17 protein-coding genes and 2 pseudogenes are annotated in these 20,062 nt (G+C 58.5%); 7 read left to right on the top strand and 12 right to left on the bottom strand.

Annotation, left to right across the window (positions count from 1 at the left end):
• The 3 genes and pseudogenes from GPA_RS06020 to GPA_RS06010 all read right to left on the bottom strand — a co-directional run.
• Positions 1–751: pseudogene (locus GPA_RS06020) on the bottom strand (aminopeptidase); the annotation flags it as partial.
• Positions 752–814: 63 nt separating this feature from the next.
• A complete protein-coding gene (locus tag GPA_RS06015; RefSeq protein WP_015539287.1) occupies positions 815–2,212 on the bottom strand; it encodes a hypothetical protein in 1,398 nt (465 codons plus the stop codon).
• 28 nt (positions 2,213–2,240) lie between these two features.
• Positions 2,241–5,336: a helicase C-terminal domain-containing protein gene (locus GPA_RS06010; protein ID WP_015539286.1), complete on the bottom strand. Its 3,096-nt coding sequence runs from the start codon at positions 5,334–5,336 to the stop codon at positions 2,241–2,243.
• Positions 5,337–5,479: 143 nt separating this feature from the next.
• Between GPA_RS06010 and GPA_RS06005 the strand changes: the two genes are divergently transcribed.
• Positions 5,480–6,121, top strand: a complete 642-nt coding sequence (locus tag GPA_RS06005; RefSeq protein ID WP_015539285.1) for a YfjI family protein — start codon at positions 5,480–5,482, stop codon at positions 6,119–6,121.
• A 159-nt stretch (positions 6,122–6,280) separates the two neighbouring features.
• On the opposite strand, the gene GPA_RS06000 is transcribed toward GPA_RS06005, so the two are convergent.
• Positions 6,281–7,228, bottom strand: a complete 948-nt coding sequence (locus GPA_RS06000; protein WP_015539284.1) for a D-alanine--D-alanine ligase family protein — start codon at positions 7,226–7,228, stop codon at positions 6,281–6,283.
• A 99-nt stretch (positions 7,229–7,327) separates the two neighbouring features.
• Here GPA_RS06000 and rlmN point away from each other — a divergent pair, with 99 nt between their 5' ends.
• Positions 7,328–8,359: a dual-specificity RNA methyltransferase RlmN gene (rlmN, locus tag GPA_RS05995; protein ID WP_114569478.1), complete on the top strand. Its 1,032-nt coding sequence runs from the start codon at positions 7,328–7,330 to the stop codon at positions 8,357–8,359.
• A 92-nt stretch (positions 8,360–8,451) separates the two neighbouring features.
• Here the strand turns inward: rlmN and GPA_RS05990 are convergent, their stop codons facing one another.
• Both GPA_RS05990 and GPA_RS05985 read right to left on the bottom strand, forming a co-directional pair.
• A complete protein-coding gene (locus GPA_RS05990; RefSeq protein ID WP_041239175.1) occupies positions 8,452–9,513 on the bottom strand; it encodes a ParB/RepB/Spo0J family partition protein in 1,062 nt (353 codons plus the stop codon).
• Entirely contained in the window at positions 9,506–10,489 is a 984-nt protein-coding gene (locus GPA_RS05985; RefSeq protein ID WP_390213224.1) for a ParA family protein, read from the bottom strand. The genes GPA_RS05990 and GPA_RS05985 overlap by 8 nt, the downstream gene beginning before the upstream one ends.
• A 255-nt stretch (positions 10,490–10,744) precedes the next feature.
• Here GPA_RS05985 and GPA_RS05980 point away from each other — a divergent pair, with 255 nt between their 5' ends.
• Entirely contained in the window at positions 10,745–11,146 is a 402-nt protein-coding gene (locus GPA_RS05980) for an endonuclease domain-containing protein (protein ID WP_041239174.1), read from the top strand.
• A gap of 70 nt (positions 11,147–11,216) precedes the next feature.
• Here GPA_RS05980 and rsmG read toward each other — a convergent pair whose 3' ends face one another.
• From rsmG to rpmH, 6 genes are all read right to left on the bottom strand, one after another.
• Positions 11,217–11,870 (bottom strand): 16S rRNA (guanine(527)-N(7))-methyltransferase RsmG, encoded by a 654-nt coding sequence (gene rsmG, locus GPA_RS05975; RefSeq protein ID WP_015539279.1) that lies wholly within the window; start codon positions 11,868–11,870, stop codon positions 11,217–11,219.
• 109 nt (positions 11,871–11,979) lie between these two features.
• Positions 11,980–12,513, bottom strand: a complete 534-nt coding sequence (locus GPA_RS05970; protein WP_015539278.1) for a Jag family protein — start codon at positions 12,511–12,513, stop codon at positions 11,980–11,982.
• A gap of 90 nt (positions 12,514–12,603) precedes the next feature.
• Positions 12,604–13,374 (bottom strand): YidC/Oxa1 family membrane protein insertase, encoded by a 771-nt coding sequence (locus GPA_RS05965; protein WP_015539277.1) that lies wholly within the window; start codon positions 13,372–13,374, stop codon positions 12,604–12,606.
• A 48-nt stretch (positions 13,375–13,422) separates the two neighbouring features.
• A complete protein-coding gene (yidD, locus tag GPA_RS17350; protein ID WP_015539276.1) occupies positions 13,423–13,665 on the bottom strand; it encodes a membrane protein insertion efficiency factor YidD in 243 nt (80 codons plus the stop codon).
• A 10-nt stretch (positions 13,666–13,675) separates the two neighbouring features.
• A complete protein-coding gene (gene rnpA / locus GPA_RS17345) occupies positions 13,676–14,005 on the bottom strand; it encodes a ribonuclease P protein component (RefSeq protein ID WP_083808949.1) in 330 nt (109 codons plus the stop codon).
• Positions 14,006–14,019: 14 nt separating this feature from the next.
• The gene (rpmH, locus tag GPA_RS05960) at positions 14,020–14,154 is read right to left on the bottom strand and encodes a 50S ribosomal protein L34 (RefSeq protein WP_041239173.1); all 135 of its coding nucleotides are present in this window, start codon (positions 14,152–14,154) and stop codon (positions 14,020–14,022) included.
• Positions 14,155–14,998: 844 nt separating this feature from the next.
• Between rpmH and GPA_RS05955 the strand changes: the two genes are divergently transcribed.
• From GPA_RS05955 to GPA_RS18955, 4 genes and pseudogenes are all read left to right on the top strand, one after another.
• The gene (locus GPA_RS05955; protein WP_041239172.1) at positions 14,999–15,847 is read left to right on the top strand and encodes an ATP-binding protein; all 849 of its coding nucleotides are present in this window, start codon (positions 14,999–15,001) and stop codon (positions 15,845–15,847) included.
• A gap of 98 nt (positions 15,848–15,945) precedes the next feature.
• On the top strand, positions 15,946–17,550 hold the full coding sequence (gene dnaA / locus GPA_RS05950; protein WP_015539274.1) for a chromosomal replication initiator protein DnaA: 1,605 nt from the start codon (positions 15,946–15,948) through the stop codon (positions 17,548–17,550).
• Between the two features lie 679 nt (positions 17,551–18,229).
• Positions 18,230–19,330 (top strand): DNA polymerase III subunit beta, encoded by a 1,101-nt coding sequence (gene dnaN / locus GPA_RS05945; RefSeq protein WP_041239171.1) that lies wholly within the window; start codon positions 18,230–18,232, stop codon positions 19,328–19,330.
• Between the two features lie 25 nt (positions 19,331–19,355).
• Positions 19,356–20,062, top strand: a pseudogene (locus GPA_RS18955) (AAA family ATPase); the annotation flags it as partial.

The following is a 20,062-nucleotide window of genomic DNA, read 5'->3' as shown; positions in this document are numbered from 1 at the left end:
CGGCCTCGCTCACCCTTCCGCGGCCCACCCGGCGCGCCACGTCGAGCAGCACGGAGACGCCCGAGGCGTTGCAGTTCGCGGCCTCGTTGTAGGCGGCGAACTTGTGCGCGGCCGCCTCCAGAACCGGCAGCGCCACGAAAACCAGCACGATGGCCATGAGCACGTTGAGCACGATCTCGGTGGTGCCGGTGGCATGGAGGAACAACGTCGCCCGCAGGACGAGCAGCAGCGGGACGGCCACCATCGCGCCGAGGTTCACCCAGCGAAGCACCGGCAGCGCCGACAGGAACGGCTGCTTCAGCTCGGAGCGCACCTTGCCGCTGTCGTAACGGGCCACGAGAATGATCTTGCGTCGGCGCGAGCCGCCCGCCTCGGCCGTGTAGCCGGGCTCGTACTTCGCCACGACGTTCTGGCTGACCCCGCGCGCGAAGGCCTTGGACAGCACCGGGCGGTCGAGCACCTCGGCAACCAGCAGCAACAGGGCGATCAAGGACACGATGAGGGCCGGGATGGCCATGACGGACAGGAACAGCGCCAACACGGCCACGACCAGGGTGGCGCCGCAGCAGATCGCGCGGGGCGCGTCGGCGCTTCCCGCACCGCTGAAATCCTCGATGACGGCCGACAAGCCGGCTTCCTTCTGCATCTGCTCGGTGATATACAGCGCAGCCTGCTGTTCTTCTTCCGTTCCGGCAGGACGCGGGCCTATTTGCTGCGACAAATATGCAACGTGGTCTAGAATTTCCGGCATACCCTTTGCCTTTCGCTCACGATCTAGTGACATCCTGCTAGGCATATATGCTGCTAGTATACGCTATTTGCTAGTGGTTCCCAAATAATCACGAAGAAACGCATCCGCAGCTCCAGCTTGTGAACGAGCCGTTGAATAGGTCTCGAAAAACGGGTCGGTTGCCTGCTCGTACGCTTCGAAAACCAGCTGCGCCACATCGTCGGGAAGGGCGGCGGCCAACGCCGCGGCGTCGGCGTCCGCACGGTTGTAAGCGTCGTTCTGGGAAACGGCCTCTTCCTTGTTCTTCGCCAGGAACGCATCGTCGGACGCCAGCGCGTAGCCCATAGCCTCGATGCGCTTTGCCACGTAGCCGAGCAGGCCCGCCAGATCGACGTCATCGTACGTGGCGGCAAGCTCTTCGAGTGCCGCCTGGGCGTCGGTGAAGGCGGCGGCGGCCGCGTTGGTCTTGTCTTTGGAGGCCGTCACGTGCTCGGCCGTGGTGTTGGCCACCAAGGCGGCGGCATCGCGGGCGAGCGCGTCCGCATCGACAACCCCCTGCCACGCCTCCCTCACGGCTCGGGCGGCCTCGTCCGCGCGCTGCGCCTGCCCGACGATCTGCCGGCCGCTCTCGATCAGCGCGGTTCGCGCGCTCGTGGCGGCAACGGTCTGGTTCGCCGCCTCCTTGTCCTCGGATTCCCGCAGGTCGACCGACACGCGGCGGGCGGCGGCATCGGCCTCCTCAAGCTGCGCGAGCGCACCGGGAAGCTTTGCGAGCACGTCGTCGGCTTTGGCCAGGGAACCGGCATCGAGCGGATTCGCCACGATCCCGTCCAGGGCCACCACCGTCTCGTCGGCCTCCCTGATAAGGTCGAGTGCCTCGTCGAGTTGGGCCACCTGGCTCATATGCCGTTGATGGTCCTGGTAAAGGTACCATCCTCCCGCACCGGCAAGGCAGAGGCCCACCACGACGACGAGGCTCGCCGCCAGCATGCGATGAAGACGGCGGCGGGCTTTGCGAAGGGCGATCTCCTCCTCGGGAGAACGAGCCGGCTTCGAGGGGACGGACTTGGCGGGGGAAACGGTTCCCGAGACCGGCGTCGCCGCGCCGGCAGCAGCCGTTTTACGCGGCGCGCCCGGAGGCGGCGCGCCCGGCCCCGCAGCGCCCGACTTCGGAGAGCCGACATCCACCGTTCCCAAAGAAGAGGCAGGAGAGGGGTTCTCCGCCGAGGCGAACTCCCCGCTCGAGAGCAGCAGGCCGCGTTCCTTCGTGGGGGTGGCGATGTTCTTCTTCCGACGAAGCGGCAAGGTGAACAGGGATATATGCCCGAACCGGGACGGGCGCGAGGCGGCGTCCTTGCCGACATCGCCCTCCAGCTCGTTTTTGGCAGCGTCGAGCACACTGAACGAGATTTCGTTCGACGTGCCCACCGTATGCCGCTTGATGTGGGCGGCCCGCCCCAGCTTGTCGTTTCGCTTACCCATGCATCGGCTCCGCGGGAACCGCCGCCCGTCAGGCGTGCGACCCGTCGTTTGCGGCCGCTGAAAGCTCCGCCACGATCTCGGCGCACGTGCATACCTTGATGGTGCGGCTGGGCAGCGAGTTCAGGAACGCCTTGCCGTACCCCTTCGTCACCAGGCGCTTGTCCGCCAAGATGAGCACGCCGCGGTCGTCCGCCTTGCGGATGAGGCGGCCGGCCGCCTGCTTCGTCTCCAGCACGGCCTGTGGCAGCACGTAGCGCCTCCATGCCTGGTCGTCGCGAGCGGCACGCTCGCACGAGAGCGGGTCCGTGGGCTTCGAGAACGGCAGCTTCGGTATGACCACGCCCTTGAGCGTGGCGCCCGGTGCGTCGAAGCCTTCCCAGAAGCTCTTGAGCGCGAACAACGACAGATGCTCGTCTGCAAGGAAGTCATCGCGCAGGCCCTTGACCGACACGCCCCACTTCTGGCACACGAGGCGCAGGTCATCGGTCTTGATCGCCGGCTGCACCACGTCGAAGCAGCGTTCCATCTCGCGGCGGTTCGTGAACAGGGTAAGCATCGAACCTTGCTGCGCGCGGTGCACATCCACGAGCAGCCCCTGCAAACGCTCCAAGTAGGCAGGGTCGTTCGGCTCGGGCATGTCCGAGGCTACATACACCGTCATATGCGCGTCGAAGTCGTAGCTCGAGTCCAGCTTGCACGCGCGGCAGCGTGACAGCTCGCCGGCGTTCAAGCCAAGGGCCGCTTCGAAGGCGTCGAACTTCTCGTCCACCGCCAACGTGGCGCTGGCGTACACCACGGAATGAGTGCGCGCGTACAGCGTCTCGTTCATCGCATCGCCCACGTTGAGCAGCAGGGCCTCCAGCTTGTCGGTGGCCTTGTCGCTCTTGCGGCAGAGCGATGCCGCGTAGGCATAGCCGTCGGGCGCTTGCACGAGAATCAGTTCTACAGCCCTGATCTGGTCTTTCAGCTCCATGGCAAGAGAGGCTATCTCGCGCTGCACGTCAGCGGCACCGTCAACGTCCTCCAGGTAGCCCACCAGTTCCTGGCACGGAGTGACAAGCTTCTCCGCCGCCGCGGCCATCATGCGGCCAAGCGATGCCACCCGCTCGAACGTCTCACTGCGCCTGATGCCGTCGTTGAGCCACAGCTCCACGTAATCATAGGCCTTTCCGCGCTTGTTCGCATCGAAGAACAGCAGGTCCTTCAAGTGGGCGGTGAACTCGCGGGCGGCTTCGCCGTAGGCCTTGCCTGCTGCGCGCGCTTTGCCGGTGAGGGCATAGAACAGCACGGCGCCCTCGCCGTTTTCCGGCGCAACCACGCGGCGCTCGGCGCGCAGAAACACGTTGCGCGATGTCTCCTCGGCAGATACGCGGGTGGTCAGGCGCAGGATATCCTCGGCAGACAGGGCCAGCGAGAAGGCGCGGCGGGCTTCGACTTCGGCTCCATGAGCCTCGTCAACCACCCAGTAGCGTATCGGCGGCAGCAACCCCCCGTCGGCAGCCAGGTCGCAGAACAGCAGGCTGTGGTTCGTTACCACGATATCCGCGCTCTCGGCGCGGCGGCGGGCGCCGTGCACGAAACACGACGTGCCGAAATAGGGACACTTACGGCGCAGGCAATCGTGGCTGGTCGTGGTGATGGCGAAACGTGGGAGCGTGCGGTAGTCGATCTTCAAGCCGTCCATGTCGTCGTACTCGGTCTGCTCGATGTACGAGAGCAGCGCGGCGAGCGCAGGTGCCTGCGACTGCTCCTTGCCGGCAACAAGGCACATGCCCGGTCCTTCGACGGCCAAGCGGTCGATCTTCCGCAGGCACGGATAATGGGAGAATCCCTTGAGCGCGGCATAGGTGAGCCCTTCAGCGCCCTCACCAGGGGCATCAGCATTATCGCACGGAGCATTTCCACCGGTGATCCCCGCCTCGGCAAGCGCGGTGCCCAGCGCCGGCAGCTCATGGTAGACAAGCTGGTCGAGCAGGGCGTTGGTCTTCGTCGCAATACCCACGGCGATATTGTTCTTGCGGGCCGTCAGCGCTGCCGGAACCAGGTACGCCATAGACTTTCCCACACCCGTACCGGCCTCCACCATGAGGTTTTCGGAAGCGGCGAAAGCGGCACGCACGGCCTCGGCCATTGCCAGCTGCTCGGCGCGCGGCTCGAAGTCGCGATAGAGTCCTCCCACCAGCCCTTCGGCGGCGAAAGCGGCAGTGATCTCCTCGTCAGAGGGGAATGCCAGATCGCGGAGGGGGTCGGCCGCTATGGCATCGGCATCCGTCTTCGGCTTGCGGTCGAACTTCGCCACACGTTCACGGCGCAGGGCGCGCAGCGAGAAGCGCTGGCGTGCTGCCTCGGATGCTGGTTTTTCCAATTCGTTCGTTTGACCTGCGCATATGATACTATCATCGCCGCTTTTGCCAGCGAAATAATCGAACACGACCTGGGTTGGCCATTGCTCGGGCATCGCCATGCGCGCGATCTCGCGCACGAGCGGCACGGGCATCGTTCCGACAGCCGCCAAGAGGATGCGGAAGATGGAACAGGTGGCCTCGACATCGGCATCGGCCCGATGCGTCGAGAGCGGGGCGCCGAACGCCTTCACCAAATCGAGCAGACGGTGCGACTTCAAACGCGGGAGCGCGATGCGCGCAAGGTCGAGCGAATCGATCCATGTGTTCTCCAGCAGCGGGTAGCCACTGGGATGCCGGGTGGTGAACGTGCGGTCGAACTCGGCATTGTGCGCGACGATTTTCGCGTCCCCCACGAATTCCGCCAGTTCAGATAAGGCCTCGGATGGAAGTGGCGCATCCGCCACGTCCTCGTCGTGGATATCGGTCAAGTAGGCGACGTCTTCCGGGATAGGCTTTCCCGGGTTCACGAACGTGATGAACCAGTCGACGATCCTCCCCTGCTCCATGCGGGCGGCAGCGATCTGCGTCAGCTCGTCGTGATTGAACGAGAATCCTGTCGTCTCGGTGTCGACGACCACGATATTGCGATCAAGATCCCCGAAATCGCTTTCAGCGGCGATTGCCGGCAGCGAAGCGTAACGCGCCTCGATAGCTGCAGGCGTCCCATCGCTTATAAAGGTTTGCAGGATACCATGCGCCTGCTCGCTGTGCTTTTCCATAACGATCAGCCTACCATCTCTCAACTGTTCGCACAAACTGAAACGCCCTTGCCCGGGTAAAAGCCCATCCAACCTCAGAAATGTTTCACGTGAAACATTCATGGTACACTTGATTCTGCACCTGAACCGCTCGAGGGGATACCATGGAAACCACCTACACTGGATTTTACGCACGCTTCGATACGCCGTCCAAAAAAGACGCTGCAGTACTGCTTGGAGCCGACAACCTTGTCGGCGACCTTTTCGACGTGGAATTCGTCACAGAAGAGGGAACAGCGGTAGCCTGGATGGTAAACCGTTTCGGCAACCGCGTCGCTTTCTTCGATGCGGACACGACGAGGCGGCTCCGCGTGCTTCATGCTCGCGATTGGAAGATCAAGGCGCTGCTCTCTTTCGTTGCTTTCACCGACAGCCCGGAGCCGGGCGAATATTGGGGCGAAGCTGCCGTCCTCTGCTTCTCGCCGGAACACGAGCAGGCCTTCAACACGTTTGCAGATAACATTGCGAAGCGCCTGATGGAGGGAATCCGCCCCGAAGTCGATCTTGGTGAGCAGGGTGTCAAGCAGATACTCGAGAGCAACGGCACTTGGTCGCCCGCGAAAACAGTGCCCCTACCAACCAAGAAGCCGGGCACGGTGATCATGAAGGGCCGCCGCAAGATGTCGGAGAAGCTCATCGAGCAAGGACGCAAAGGGAACAAAGGCTGCTATGTGGTCAGCTGGGTGTTCATACTTGCCGTGGTTGCGCTTGCTCTGTTCGGACTGAAATCTTGCGGGGTTTTCTAACGCCCCTCAGATGTTTCACGTGAAACATTCTTGGTAACCTGTTATTGAAATAGCCGATTGTTTCACGTGAAACAATCGGCTATTGTTTACTCATGCCTATTATTTCTCGATGTTTCACGTGAAACATCGAGTTCTCTACTAGCTCAACCTCCGCGCTGCCTATTTCTTCTCCAGCGCGAATTCGATCAGCATCGTGCATAGTTCGGGAAACGATATTCCGGCGGCCCGTGCTGCATCAGGAAGCAGCGAGGTGCCCGTCATGCCCGGGATGGTGTTCGTCTCGAGTATCCACCAGTCCCCTTCGTCATCCAAAATGAAGTCCGATCGCGAAACGCCTGCACATTCGAGGGCTTTATGCGCTTGCACCGCCATATTCTGAATCTGCCTCGTCGTCTCCTCCGACAGAGGCGCCGGACAAAGATGCTGCGAAGCACCTGGCTTGTATTTCGCTTCGTAATCATAGAAGTCGTTTACCGGAACGATCTCGATAATCGGAAGGGCTCGCGGGTTATCGTTGCCGATAACAGCCACGGTCAGCTCCTTACCTTTTATATAGCGTTCAACCAATATCTCATTATCGAGCTCTCGGGCTTTTTCGATCGCTTCCTGGATAGCATCGTGCCCCTCGACGATAAAAACGCCTAGAGCGCTTCCTTCCGTAGCAGACTTTACCACGCAACGTTCCCCAAGGCTGCCGACGATCTCCTCAACGTCGACAGTGTCGTTGACACCCAGCGTGATCGATGGAGGCGTCGAAATTCCGGCTGCCTGGTAGAAAACCTTAGACTTCACCTTGTCCATGGCAAGGGCGCTCGACCAAACACCCGAGCCAATATAAGGAAGCCCGATCATCTCGAGCATTCCCTGCAGCGTTCCATCTTCCCCATACTTGCCGTGCAAGCAGATGAATGCCACATCGAATCCTCCGTCGATAAGCGTTTTCAGGTCGTCTTTATCAGCAGGATCAAGCGTCGTCACCTGAAAACCTGCCTCCGTCAAAGCCTGATGGGCTCCTTCGCCCGACGCGAGCGATACTTCACGCTCCCCGCTGATGCCGCCTACGAGCAGCGCAACATGGCAATGCTGGGGGTCAACGCATGCAACCATGAAACGAACCTTCTTTCGTTGAATAGCCAATAGCTTGCTGAGTATAGCAATGTTTCACGTGAAACATTTCAAACAACCGTGATGAGATATAATGCGGCCATGATAAAACCCATCAAAACATATTCACTCAATAACCTCAAGCAGCTCATGAAGGATCTCGGCCAACCATCCTTCAGGGCAAAGCAGCTGTACGAATGGCTATACCTGCACCACGTGGGCAGCTATGACGAGATGACGAACCTCCCTCAAACCTTACGCGTGCAGCTGTCCGCCGACTACCCCCTGTTCACTCCCGCTGTCATCGATTCCCAAACCTCTCAAGACGGGACAGCCAAATACGTGATCTCCTATCACGATGGGGCGCGTGTCGAGACGGTCGCCATACCCTCGTCTGATGGCAGGCTCACAGTGTGCTGCTCCACGCAGGCTGGATGCGCCATGGGATGCACTTTCTGCGCCACGGGCAAAGAAGGCTTCACCCGCAATCTCTCGGCTGGAGAAATAGTCGATCAGATTCTGATTGCCCAGACACGGATGGGAGAGCGCGTCTCCAATGTTGTGGTTATGGGACAAGGAGAGCCTTTCCTCAATTACGAGCAAACATTAAACGCCCTGCACATCCTTAACGACGAAAAGCTTTTGAATATCGGGGCACGGCACATCACGCTTTCCACCTGCGGTATCCTCTCTGGTATCGACCGCCTTGGCACCGAGCCCGAACAGTTCACCCTTGCGGTGTCGCTCCATGCGGCAATTCAGCGTACGCGCGACAAAATCATGCCGGGTGTTGCGAACTATGGACTTGGCAAGCTTAAAACGGTGCTTCTTAAATACATCGAGCGTACGAACAGGCGCGCCACCCTTGAGTATGCCATGATGAACCGCGTTAACGACAACGAGGAAGACCTGAAAGCTCTTATAGAGTTTTGCACAGGGTTGCTCTGCCACGTCAATCTCATCCCCTTGAACGAAATCGAAGAATCAGAATTTTCCCCCAGCAAGGCCCCGACAATGAACCACTGGTACCTGACCCTTAACAGAAGCGGCATAGAGACAACCATACGGCATTCGCGTGGAAGCGATATCGCCGGCGCATGCGGCCAATTGAAGAACGCTGTGAAACATCGCTGAGTGTTTCACGTGAAACACTCCAATCTCACCTCATAAAAAGAGCGCCTATGAAGGGCGCTCTTTCTCGAATCTGAAGTGTTTCACGTGAAACATTACGAAGTCGATGCAATCAATTCCTCGAACAACTTCTCAAGCTCTTCTTCATCCTTGAACTCGATCTCAATCTTATTCTTGCCCTGCACGGTTTTTACCCGGACGTTCGTGTGTAGGACATCCCTCAGTGCCTTCGCCACGGTTTTGAACGATTTCGGCGTCGGCTGGCGCATTTGGGCAGAGTCTGCGCTCTTCTTACCGGCAAGCAAGCGAGCAATTGCTTCGGTTTCCCTCACCGACAGCTTTTCCTCCACCAGCTTCTGGGTGAGCTTCAGTCTCCCTTCCTTAGAAGGGATGGACAAGATTGCGCGTGCGTGGCCTGCCGTGATCTTCTCCTCGAACAACAGTTGCTGGGCTTCTTCGGGAAGCTCCAGAAGGCGCAGCGCATTGGCGACCGTCGAACGTCCCTTCGACATCGCCTGGGCGACTTCCGACTGCGTCAGGTTGCGGCGCTCCATCATTCGACGGTAGCCGTATGCTTCCTCGATGGGATTCAAGTCGGAACGTTGGATATTCTCCACCAAAGCCAGCTCGAGCGCCTTGTCGTCATCCGCTTCTTTGATGCGGATAGGAACGATTTTCATACCGATCGAACGACATGCCTGCCATCGACGCTCTCCAGCGATGATCTGGTACTTGTTAGAACCGACCGGCCTTACGAGAATAGGTTGAAGAAGCCCGTCTTTTTGGATAGAGGTCGCAAGCTCCTCTATCTCCTCTTGCTTGAAGTTCGTTCGCGGCTGGTCGGGATTCGGCGATACCGATTCAAGCGGCACCTCGTCGGTTCGGCGCTGCACCACGCTCTTTATAGTCACATGGTCCTCGTCCTTGATGAAGTTGTCAGCAGGGACGCTTGTATTCTGTGGTTCAACCGGAGGAGCCGGCACTTCGACAGAAGAAGGAACCGAAAGCGGGCGCTTCACCGGCTCGTTGAGCTCTTCCGCTTCGATGATAACCCGAGGCGCCGGTTTTGCCGGCTCCGGAGGAACTGCTTCCTCGTAAGAGCCGCCCAACAACGAATTCAGACCGCGTCCTAATCCGCTTTTCGTCGATTTAGCCACGGTTTATCACTTCCTTTGCAAGATCAACGTACGACTGGGCGCCTTTACCGGACGGATCGTACTGTGTTATTGGTTGCCCGAAGCTCGGGGCCTCGGAAAGCTTGACGGTACGTGGAATAAGCGTGTCAAAAACAATTTTGCCGAAATAATTGCGCACCTCTTCGACAACCTGCTTTGAAAGCGTGGTTCTGCCGTCGTACATCGTCAACAGCACACCGAAAATATCCAACGACGGATTAAGGCGCGTTTTGACACGTTTCATCGAATCGAGGAGTTTTGTCACACCTTCCAGCGCATAGAACTCGCATTGGATGGGGATGAGCAGCTTGTCGGCGGCCACGAGGGCATTCACCGTCAGCAAGCCAAGCGAGGGAGGGCAATCGATGAATACGTAATCGTATTTACCACGCAGAGAACCAACCGAGTCGCGCAGGCGGTTCTCGCGCGCCATCTCGGCAACCAGCTCGACTTCAGCACCGGCCAGGTTGATAGTGGCAGGAATGACGTCCAATCCTTCGCACACATCGGGAATGATGACATCCTCTACCGGTACATCGTTCAACAGCACATCGTAGACGCAATGCTCGACGCGACTCTTCTCAATGCCGAGCCCGCTCGAGGAATTACCCTGCGGATCAAGATCGACCAAAAGCACCTGCTTGCCCATCTCACCGAGCGCAGCAGAGAGGTTGATTGCCGTCGTCGATTTCCCGACGCCGCCTTTCTGGTTGATGATCGCCATGACCTTCGTCTGGCCCACCACATGCTTTACCGGCGCCTTGTCCTTGAAAGACTTGATAGGTTTAAGGGGTATATCCTTTTCCACCTCGGGAACAACTTCACGCTCGACTACCTCGATATCCTCTATGACGATATCGTCCTCGTACGTCGTATTCTCGATAACGATGGGTTCTTCATTTGATTTGACAGTCTCGGCTGCTTTTCTATCACGTTTCAGACTATCGAACAGTCCCACAAAAGGCCCCCTTTCAAGAGCATTGAAGCTAGTATACCTTGTTTGTGTTTCACGTGAAACACTCAAGCGGCGGATTGACAGGGTTCTTGCAAGATCCATGCAAGAACCCTGTTTGATAAGTGCAAGGTCTAGACGGCGGGCATGCTGCATTCATGCAAGGTCCAGGCGACTGGCAGACGGTCAAAATACGGTTCCTTGGCAAGGTTGCGGCGTTATGATCAAAATAATGAAGTCATTCAACCTAAGAAGGTGTCGATGAATCGTGCCGCGCGCTCCCGTCTAGCTGAACGGGCGAGATATATGAGAAGAAATATGACTGAAGCAGAAAAGATACTCTGGTTTCGCTTCCTTCGTGAATACCCAGTCCGGTTCTCCAACCAAATCCTCGTAGGTCCCTACATCGTTGATTTCTATTGCAGAAAAGCCCGGTTGAGCATAGAACTCGATGGATCCCAGCATTACGAGGAGCACCACCGAAAATACGACGAGATACGAACCACTTACCTGGAAATGGAGGGGATCAAAGAACTACGGTTTCCAAATTCTTATATCTGGGACAATTTTGAAGGCGTGTGCGAGACCATCCACCAAGAGGTCGAGCGCCGGAGGAACGATCTTTGGTCCATCCCTCTTTCAGAAGTCAGGAACAAACGATGATGTTTCACGTGAAACATCATCGTTTGCAATCGCGCGAACATTTCGAATGTTTCACGTGAAACATTCTTTGCTAAAGCGGCTTCTTTTGTGCAAAACCGACATGACGGGGTAGTTTCAGCTTAGGACGGCCTGTTTTCTCGAAGGTTATGATCCTTCGAGATGTTTCACCATCGCTTAGCGTGAGCGTTCTATCGGAATACAGGCGCATGCCGAGCTTTTCTTGCAACGAAAGCGCATGCTCCCATTCTTCTTCTTGTACGTTTGCCTTATAACAGATCAACAGGCCGCCGTTCACAAGCAAAGGGCTTGCCAATTCCATGAGAACCGACAGCTTAGAAAGGGCGCGTGCTGTCAACGCCGTGAACGCACAGGGGCGCTCATGCGCCAGATCTTCGATACGGCCACCATAGGTCGATACCTGCTCGGCTATCCCAAGCTCTGAAAGAACTGAACCGACGATAGCCATCTTCTTCTGAACGGAATCTACAAGAACGGTCTTCCTCCCTGATTCAAGCGCTAAAGGAACGCCGGGGAAGCCGCCGCCGCTCCCAAGATCGCCGTACAAACCTTCAGGGGCCTTATTTAACTCCTCGAGTCCGGCAAGCGAGTCTTCTATATGAAGTTTACGGGCTTCGTCAAGCGATGAGATGCGCGTGAGGTTCGTTTTTTCATTCGCTTCAAGGATCTTCTCCAAATAAAGATCGATGAGTTCTTCGTGCTGCATGGGCGGTCCTTCGATGCTGGGTGAGTTTTCACACAAAGTGTACCATCATGGAGAATGTTTCACGTGAAACATCACCTATAAAAAAGCCTCCCTTAAGGGAGGCTTTCAATTAACGAGGAAGGATCACGACGTGCCGGGAGCTTCCCTCGCCCTCTGAAGCGGTTTCCACGCGATCATCGTCCCGCAACGTGATATGAACGATGCGTCGCTCGTAAGGCGTCATCGGACGAAGCTTTATGCTGCGGTTCTGGCTGGCTGCGCGGTTGGCGGAAGAGCGGGCGATGGACTCTAGCTTCTGACGCTGGCGCCCCTTGTAGCCCTCGATATCGACGACGACCGGGTAGCGATACCCTATCGTGCGGACCGTGATGGCGGATACCAGGAATTGCAAAGCATCGAGCGTCTTGCCATGGCGGCCGATGAGCACCGCAAGATCGTCACCCGTGATATCGAGAATAAGCTCGCCTTCGTCTCCCTCGTACTCGTCGATCGTCACTTCACCGACGTTGAAGTACTTGAGAATATCCTGCAGCGCCGCAATGGCCGTGTCGGCAATACGGTCGAGCTCCTCGTCAGTCAGCTCGACCGGTTCCCCCACGGTTTCCCCAGCGCCCTGCTTCTCTTCGATAATTTCATCAGCCATGGCAGACTCCTTCGATAGGCAACCCAAATGAGGCGGGGGAAACCGATCCTCCAAACCTCATTGTTTCACGTGAAACAATCGGCGCGAGGCCTAGCGCTTCTTCGTCGGACGAGGCTTCTTGACCTTGCGCGTGACGTCGACCTCGATCGGCTTCACCTCGATGGTCTCGGCAGCCTCCGCATCGCGCTTCTTCATGATGCGCATGGAGATCTGCTGCTGGCCAAGGCCGATGAGCGAGGAGGCGCCCCAGAACAGCAGAACGCCGGCCGGAGAGCTCCAGCTGATCCACAGCATGAACACGCTCATGACCGCAGACATGATCACCATCTGCTTGCGCTGTGCGCTGTCCTTGTTGTTCATCTGCTGCAGCACCATGGGGAGGAACGTGGCGCCGGCGAACACCACCATAAGAATCAAATAGGGAACAAATGTTCCAAAACCCTGGGCGAACGCCTCGGAAGGCCGCTCGACGAGGCTGGGAACCAAGTTATAGAACTCGTACGTGGAGCCCTCGGTACGGGCACCCATCTCGGAAAGCACCTGGAACAAGGCCATGAAGATGGGCATTTGCAAAAGCATGGGCAGGCAGCCGGCCAGAGGGTTGAACTTCACCTCGGCGTAGAGCTTCTGCATCTCCTCCTGCTGCCGCTGCGGATCATCGGCGTACTTCGTCTGGATTTCCTTCATCAGAGGCTGAACCTTCTGCATCTGGAAAGAAGACTTCGTCTGCTTGTGCATAAGCGGCGAGATAAGCACGCGGAAGATGACCGTGACGATGATGATCGCCAGGCCCCAGTCCCCGCAGAAGTCGTAGAAGAACTGGATGATCTGGAATATCAGATCTTTAAATGCGTCCCACATGTAGCTTTTTCCTTCCTATATACCAAAGAAGCCGCACGATCCTCCCGATCAAGGGACGGGGTCGTATCCGTGAGGGCCTCCCGGACGGCATCGCAGAATCCGCTTCACCGTCAGCTTCAGCCCCTTCCAGAACCCGTAGCGCCGAAACGCGATGATCCCGTACTCAGAGCAAGTTGGCGTGAAACGGCAGCACGAGGGAAAAAGCGGAGAGATGGCCGCGCGGTAGAACGTGATCATAAACACCGCAGTCTTGCAGGGCAGGTGTTTTATGAAATCGGAGATCGTCCCCATCGCGTGAACCTCATCGCACCCCGGCTCGCTTCAACGTATCGTCACATGCTGCTAGCACTTTACTATAAGACGCCCGCACGATGTTCGACTTTGCGAGGAAAATCACATCGTAGCCCCTCCAAGGGCCGCCAAGTTCGCGACATACCGCCCGCATGCGCCGTTTGGCGCTGTTCCTCCACACCGCGTTCCCCAGTTTCTTCCCAGCAATAAAAGCAGCACGACCGGATGGGTCGTGCTGCTTTTCGTTGCGTACCACGATGAACGTGAGGTAAGGCGTGTGCAAACGCTTGCCGTGGGTAAACAGGGACGATATCTCCGTGTTGGATTTTATGGTCTCCAACCCAGAACCCCTGGTTACACGCAGAGGCGCTTGCGTCCCTTGGCGCGACGAGCAGACAGGACGGCGCGGCCGCCCTTCGTCGACATGCGGGCACGGAAGCCGTGGCACTTGGCGCGCTTGCGCGTGTTAGGTTGATACGTGCGCTTCATGGTCATTTCCCTTTCGATACTTTCAAGAGCAACTTCCAAAGTATATATCATGTTGCTGTGCCGTCAAGCGCTTTTCCCTAAAGCAGCGGCAATAAATCGAAGGAGGGGCCCTTCGGAAACAACGGAGTCATGGGGCCCGCCCGAACCGGGTTTTCCACTTAAGGAAAGAACACCTGTTCACCTCCATGCCATGTTCACAACTCTTGAAAGGGGAAAACCCATGATAGGACGCCCGCCCTTGCTTTTTCCCAACAATGCCGATCAAGATTAGTGCGCGAAGTAACCGTAAGATTGTGGAAAATGGGGAAAACTGCAGTTTCATTCGGCGACCATTGTGGAAATCTCTAATGACAGCCGTTTGTCAAGAGTGCGTTTAAAAGGAATTTACAAAGGCCCTATCAGCCATTTTGGTTTCCACTCTTATTAAACAAGCTCTTGATCAGGTATTTCTTACCGAGTCACCGTACGAATTATTTACAGAAGTTGCCGTATCGCTATGTTCCTTACACCGAATCGACACCATTCACAAGAGTAGATGAATCCCATCTGGGGAAACCTTTTTCTCTCGCAAGTCAACGGAAATTTCAACAATTCAGGCGCTTTTCAACGTTTTCCAGAATCCTTCATTCAACCTCGTTCGCGGTTTTCCACTTTTTCTGAATAAAATGTTGAAAACCCTGAAAAGCCCTCTTCGTCATTGCTTTCATTTTCATCCGAAGATGAATGAAAGCAAATTCAATCCATGAATTCCGCAGGTGAATAGATTCGCGCATGAAAAAAAGGTACAATGCCGTTGAATATCTTTGAAAAATGCTGAATATCGAATCTGAAAAACGGAACACCATTGAACGACCAGATTGAACATTCAAACCAAGGCAATGAACCCGCTGATGGCAGCGCCGGTCCGTTCGACTATACCTATGTGCAGACCGTTGCGCGCATAGCACAGTACGACGACCTCCGCAGCGCGCCGCGCATCACCGAGATCCAGCCAGCGCCCACGGCGGACTTCATCGAGCACCTCGCTTCGAAAATCTACGAGCAAGCGAAGATGGCGGGCGGCACGATTCCCTACACCGTTATCCGCGAGGTGTCGGAGAACTTCATACATGCGCGGTTCGCCGAGATCATCGTCTCCATCCTTGACGAGGGGAACACCATCAGGTTCGCCGACCAAGGGCCGGGGATCATGATGAAGGACAAGGCGCAGCTGCCCGGCTTCACGTCGGCTATCGAGCCGATGAAGCACTATATCCGCGGTGTCGGGTCGGGTCTTCCCATCGTGAAGGAATACCTGGACTTCTCGCACGGCACCATCTCGATCGAGGACAACCTGGGTACCGGCGCGGTGGTCACCATCAGCCTGAAAAGCAACGAGGAGCCGGCAGCTGCCTACGCGCAGGAATCACCTTATGACCTGCGTCGACCTGCCATGGGCGGCAAGGGGGGACGCGCACCGCAGCCGGCGATGCCGCCCCTGCCGCCGCTCTCGCAACGCGAGCGCGACTTCCTGCCCATCTTCTTGAGCGAGGGCGCCCTGGGCGTCACCGACTTGGCGCGGCTCACCGGCGTGCCCCAGTCGAGCACGTACGTGACGCTCTCCAAGCTGGAGGAGGCCGGCCTCATAGAGAAGACCGCCGGACAGAAGCGCATTCTGACCGATCTGGGCTTCCACGTGGCGAATTCGCTATAATCGCCACGAAGGGACGGATGCCCGCCGCGTCGGGCGGCGGCCGAGCGGGCCGACCGTCCGAACTACCGTAAGTGAAACCTCCTCACGAGGGGAATGCCATGGAAAGCGAAAAGCTCGAGCAAGTCTGGCGCGCAGTGTGCGACCAGGTCAAAAGCTACAACAACATAGACCCTTCGCAGATCAACGCCTTCTTCTCGCGGCTGCAGCCCCAGGCGATGAGCGAGGATTTCCTCATGCTCACGGCCGACAACGATTTCATCAAGACCTGGATCGAGCGGCACTACGTCGACTTCATCAAGCAGGCGCTCATGGATTTGTACCGCACGGCGTTCACGGTGCTCATCGAGGTGGACATCGCGGCGGAAGCGGCCAGAGCCAACCCTGCCGCCCCGGCTCCGGCGACTGGTGCTTCGACAGCAGGCGCACCGGCCGCCCCGGCGACGTCGGCCGGTGCGGCAACGGGAACGCCCGCAAGCGATGGCGGGCATGCGGCGGCGGGTGAGCCCGCCGTCGTCCAACCTGCCGTCCAACAGACCGCAACCGAGCAGGCGCCCCGCGCCGCCCACGCTGCAGCCGCCTACGAGGCACGCGGCTGCGAGGAGCTGGAAGGCGACCCCTACGACGAGGACGAGACGGACGGGCCCGACAGGCCCACGTCCACGCTCACGTTCGAGAACTTCGTCATCGGCGATTCGAACCGCATGGCGTACTCCATGGCCGTGGCCGTGGCCGAGATGCCGGGCAAGGCCCATCTGAACCCCCTGTTCATCTACGGGAAGTCGGGCCTCGGCAAGACGCACCTGCTCCGCGCCATCCAGAACTACGTGCACGAGACCATGCCCAACCTCTCCACCATCTACGTGGACTCGGCCGAGCTGCTCTCCGACTACATGGAGGCGAGCGCCGCGCACGACAAGGAGAAATCCAGCTACAAGAACTTCAAGACGCGCTACGAGGAAGCCGATGTCCTGCTCATCGACGACGTGCAGTACCTGCAGGGCAAGAAGCAGACGCTCGACATCGTATTCCAGATATTCAACAAGCTCACCGGACAAGGACGCCAGGTGGTGCTCTCGGCCGACCGCGCGCCGAAGAACATCGACATCGACGAGCGCTACAAGAGCCGCTTCAACTCCGGCGGCACGTTCGATATCCAGCCGCCCGAGATAGAGACGAAGCTCGGTATCGTGAAGAGCTTCGTGGACGAGTACCGGGCCACCGAGGGAAAAGCCAGCTTCGCCATCCCCGACGACATACAGATGTATATCGCAGAGAGCTCCAGTTCCAACATCCGCGAGCTGAAGAGCGCCGTGACGAAGGTGATCTACCAGATGACGTTCTTCAACCAGCCCGACCTGAGCCTGGACGACGTGCGCAGCCTGCTGGAGAACCACTTCTCGGGCGGTCCGTCGAAGCGGCTGACCATCGCCGACATCCAGAAGGAAGTGGAGACGTTCTACAAGGTGAGCCACGCCGACCTGGTGGGGAAGAAGCGCACGCGCAACATCATCTACGCGCGGCAGATCGCCATCTACCTGTCGCGGCAGATGCTCGACCTGCCGTTCAACGACATCGGCAAGAAGTTCAACCGCGACCACTCCACCGTCATGTACTCGGTGACCAACGTGGAGGAGAAGATGAAAGAGAGCCGCGAGCTGCGCGAGGAACTGGAAACGCTGAAGCAGCTTATCCGCGAGATATAGGCTCCCATAAACCGCGGGAAAGCAGGGGGAGCAGAGGGAAAGCGAGACCCTGCTGAATGTTTCACGTGAAACATCGTGATGGTGGGCACGGCTGACCTTGGCACGTTAGTCGCGGTTCGCACACAACACAATCGGTTCGTCTGAATTCACCTGCCTGATCATTGCCTATGTTTCACGTGAAACATAGGCAATCTGCCTGGACGTCCCCTCCGGATTAATGTGAATGTTTCATGTGAAACATTCGGGCTTGGAGGTCTTCATGGAACCCCGAAGCCGCGAGCGGGCAAAGCACGAACGATCGTTCGGCGGAAAGATGACTGAAAGATGACTGGCAACTTGATGAAAACCACCGGTTCGCTTGGGAAAGATAATGAAAGCGATAAAAGATGTTGAGGGAGGGTACGTACCCTCCACGTAAGAAATGGCAATAAAAAGGGATGTTGAAGAGGGGCGATGTGAGTTATCCACAAATCCACCGTCCTTATTATTATCATTATTAAAAACTCAGATAAATTAAAGGAAGACCTTTAAAGAGAAGAATCGCGGCGGGTGCGCCGCAGGCGGCCGAAACCGATCGGCAAAATAAGCGGGAGAATTTATAATGGCAGCGCAACGGGACATGATGTTTGCCATACTGGATGGAACTGCGCACGCGCATAGGTGAGAGAAAGGGAACGCCTTGAAATTCAGCATCAACCAATCGGAACTCCAGAACGCCTTGAGCGTGGTGCTCAAGGGCGTGGCCACGCGCTCGACGCTTCCCATCCTCTCCGGCGTGCTCTTGGAGGCAGACAACGACTCCCTCACGTTGCAGACGACGGACCTCGAGCTGTCCGTCCAGTATACGGTGGCCGCCCTCGTGGAGCAGCCCGGCCGCGCGGTCGTGCCCGGCAAGCTGTTCGCCGACATCGTGAAGAACCTCCCCGACGCCGCCGTGCACGTGGAGGCCGACGAGGAGAACGCCGTCATCACCTGCGACACGGCCTCGTTCTCCATCAAGGCGCTCAACCCCGACGATTTCCCCGCCTTCCCGCACGTGGACGTGACCCAGCGTGTGGACATCCCGTTCGCCCAGTTCGCCTCTATGGTGCGCCGGGTGGCGCGCGTGGTGTCGAAGGACGAGAGCCGCGCCATCCTCACCGGCGTGCTCATCACCATCGAGGACGGGCGCTTGAAGATGGTGGCCACTGACTCGTACCGCCTGGCCATCACCGAGGCGGAGCTGCCCGAGTACGCGGGCGAGGAGTTCCAGGCCGTCATCGCCGGCACGTTCCTGCAGGACATCGCCGCCCTGCCGAAGACCGACGGGCCCGTGTCGTTCGCGCTCGCCGAGAACCAGATCGTCGTGACCTACCAGGATACGGTGTTCGTGAACCGCCGCATCGAGGGCAACTTCCCGAACTACCGCCAGCTGCTGCCCGACTCCCACAGCACCCGCGTGAGCATGCCGGTCGAGCACCTCGTTGCCGGCGTGAAGCGCGCGTCGCTGCTCGGCCAGGCCTCGTCGCCCGTGCGCTTCGACATCAACATAGCCTCGCAGACCACGCAGCTCTCGTCCGTGGCCCAGGACGTGGGCTCGGCGCAGGAGACCATCGCATGCGCCGGCGAGGGCGAGGACGTGGAGATAGCCTTCAACTACGCCTACCTGCTGGACGGCCTGGCCGCCGTGGGCACCGACGAGGTGTTCCTGGAGGTGCAGTCGTCGCTCAAGCCGGGCATCTTCAAGGCCGCCGAGCCGGAGAACTTCCTGTACCTCGTCATGCCGGTGCGCATCGCCTAGGCGCGCCGCCGCGCCCCTTCGCCCCATGGACCTGCGCATCGAACGCATAGCGTTTCGCAACTTCAGGAACTACGAGTCCTTCGAGTTGGCGGGCCTGGGCCCGCTGACCGTGCTCGTGGGCCCGAACGCCGTGGGGAAGACGAACGTGGTGGAAGGCGTCCAGCTGCTCACGGCGCTGCAGTCGTTCCGCCGCCCCTCTTTGGATCAGATGGTGCGACAAGGCGCCGGGTTCGCGCGGCTCGATGCGGACGTGACCGACGGCAGTCGGGAACTCGCGCTTTCGCTCCAGGTGAGCGAGGGGAAGAAACGCTACCTGCTGAACGGGAAGGGGAAGCGCACGGCCGACCTCAAGGGGCTCGTCCCCTCCGTGACGTTCACGCCCGACGACCTGGAGCTGGCGAAAGGGGCGTCCGCGGTGAAACGCGCCGCCCTCGATGCGTTGGGCTCGCAGCTCTCGGCGAACCACTACGTCATAAAGAAGGACTACGAGAAGGTGGTGCGTTATAAAAACCGCCTGTTGAAGGACGACGCGCCGCCCGAGCTCGTGGCGAGCGTCAACGAGACGCTCGTGACGTGCGGCGCCCAGCTGGCGTGCTACCGCTCCGCACTCGTGGAGAAGCTGGCGCCCCGCGTGGCCGACTACTACGCCGCCATCGCCGACGGCCGCGAGGAGCTGCGGATGGGCTACGTGCCGTCGTGGGAACCCCACGACCCGGACCTCCCGGCCACGTT

Origin of the sequence: Gordonibacter pamelaeae 7-10-1-b, from assembly GCF_000210055.1 — a bacterium.
Lineage (GTDB): Bacteria > Actinomycetota > Coriobacteriia > Coriobacteriales > Eggerthellaceae > Gordonibacter > Gordonibacter pamelaeae.
The sequence above is the reverse complement of the archived record's forward strand: the minus strand, read 5'-3'. Positions and strand labels throughout refer to the sequence as shown.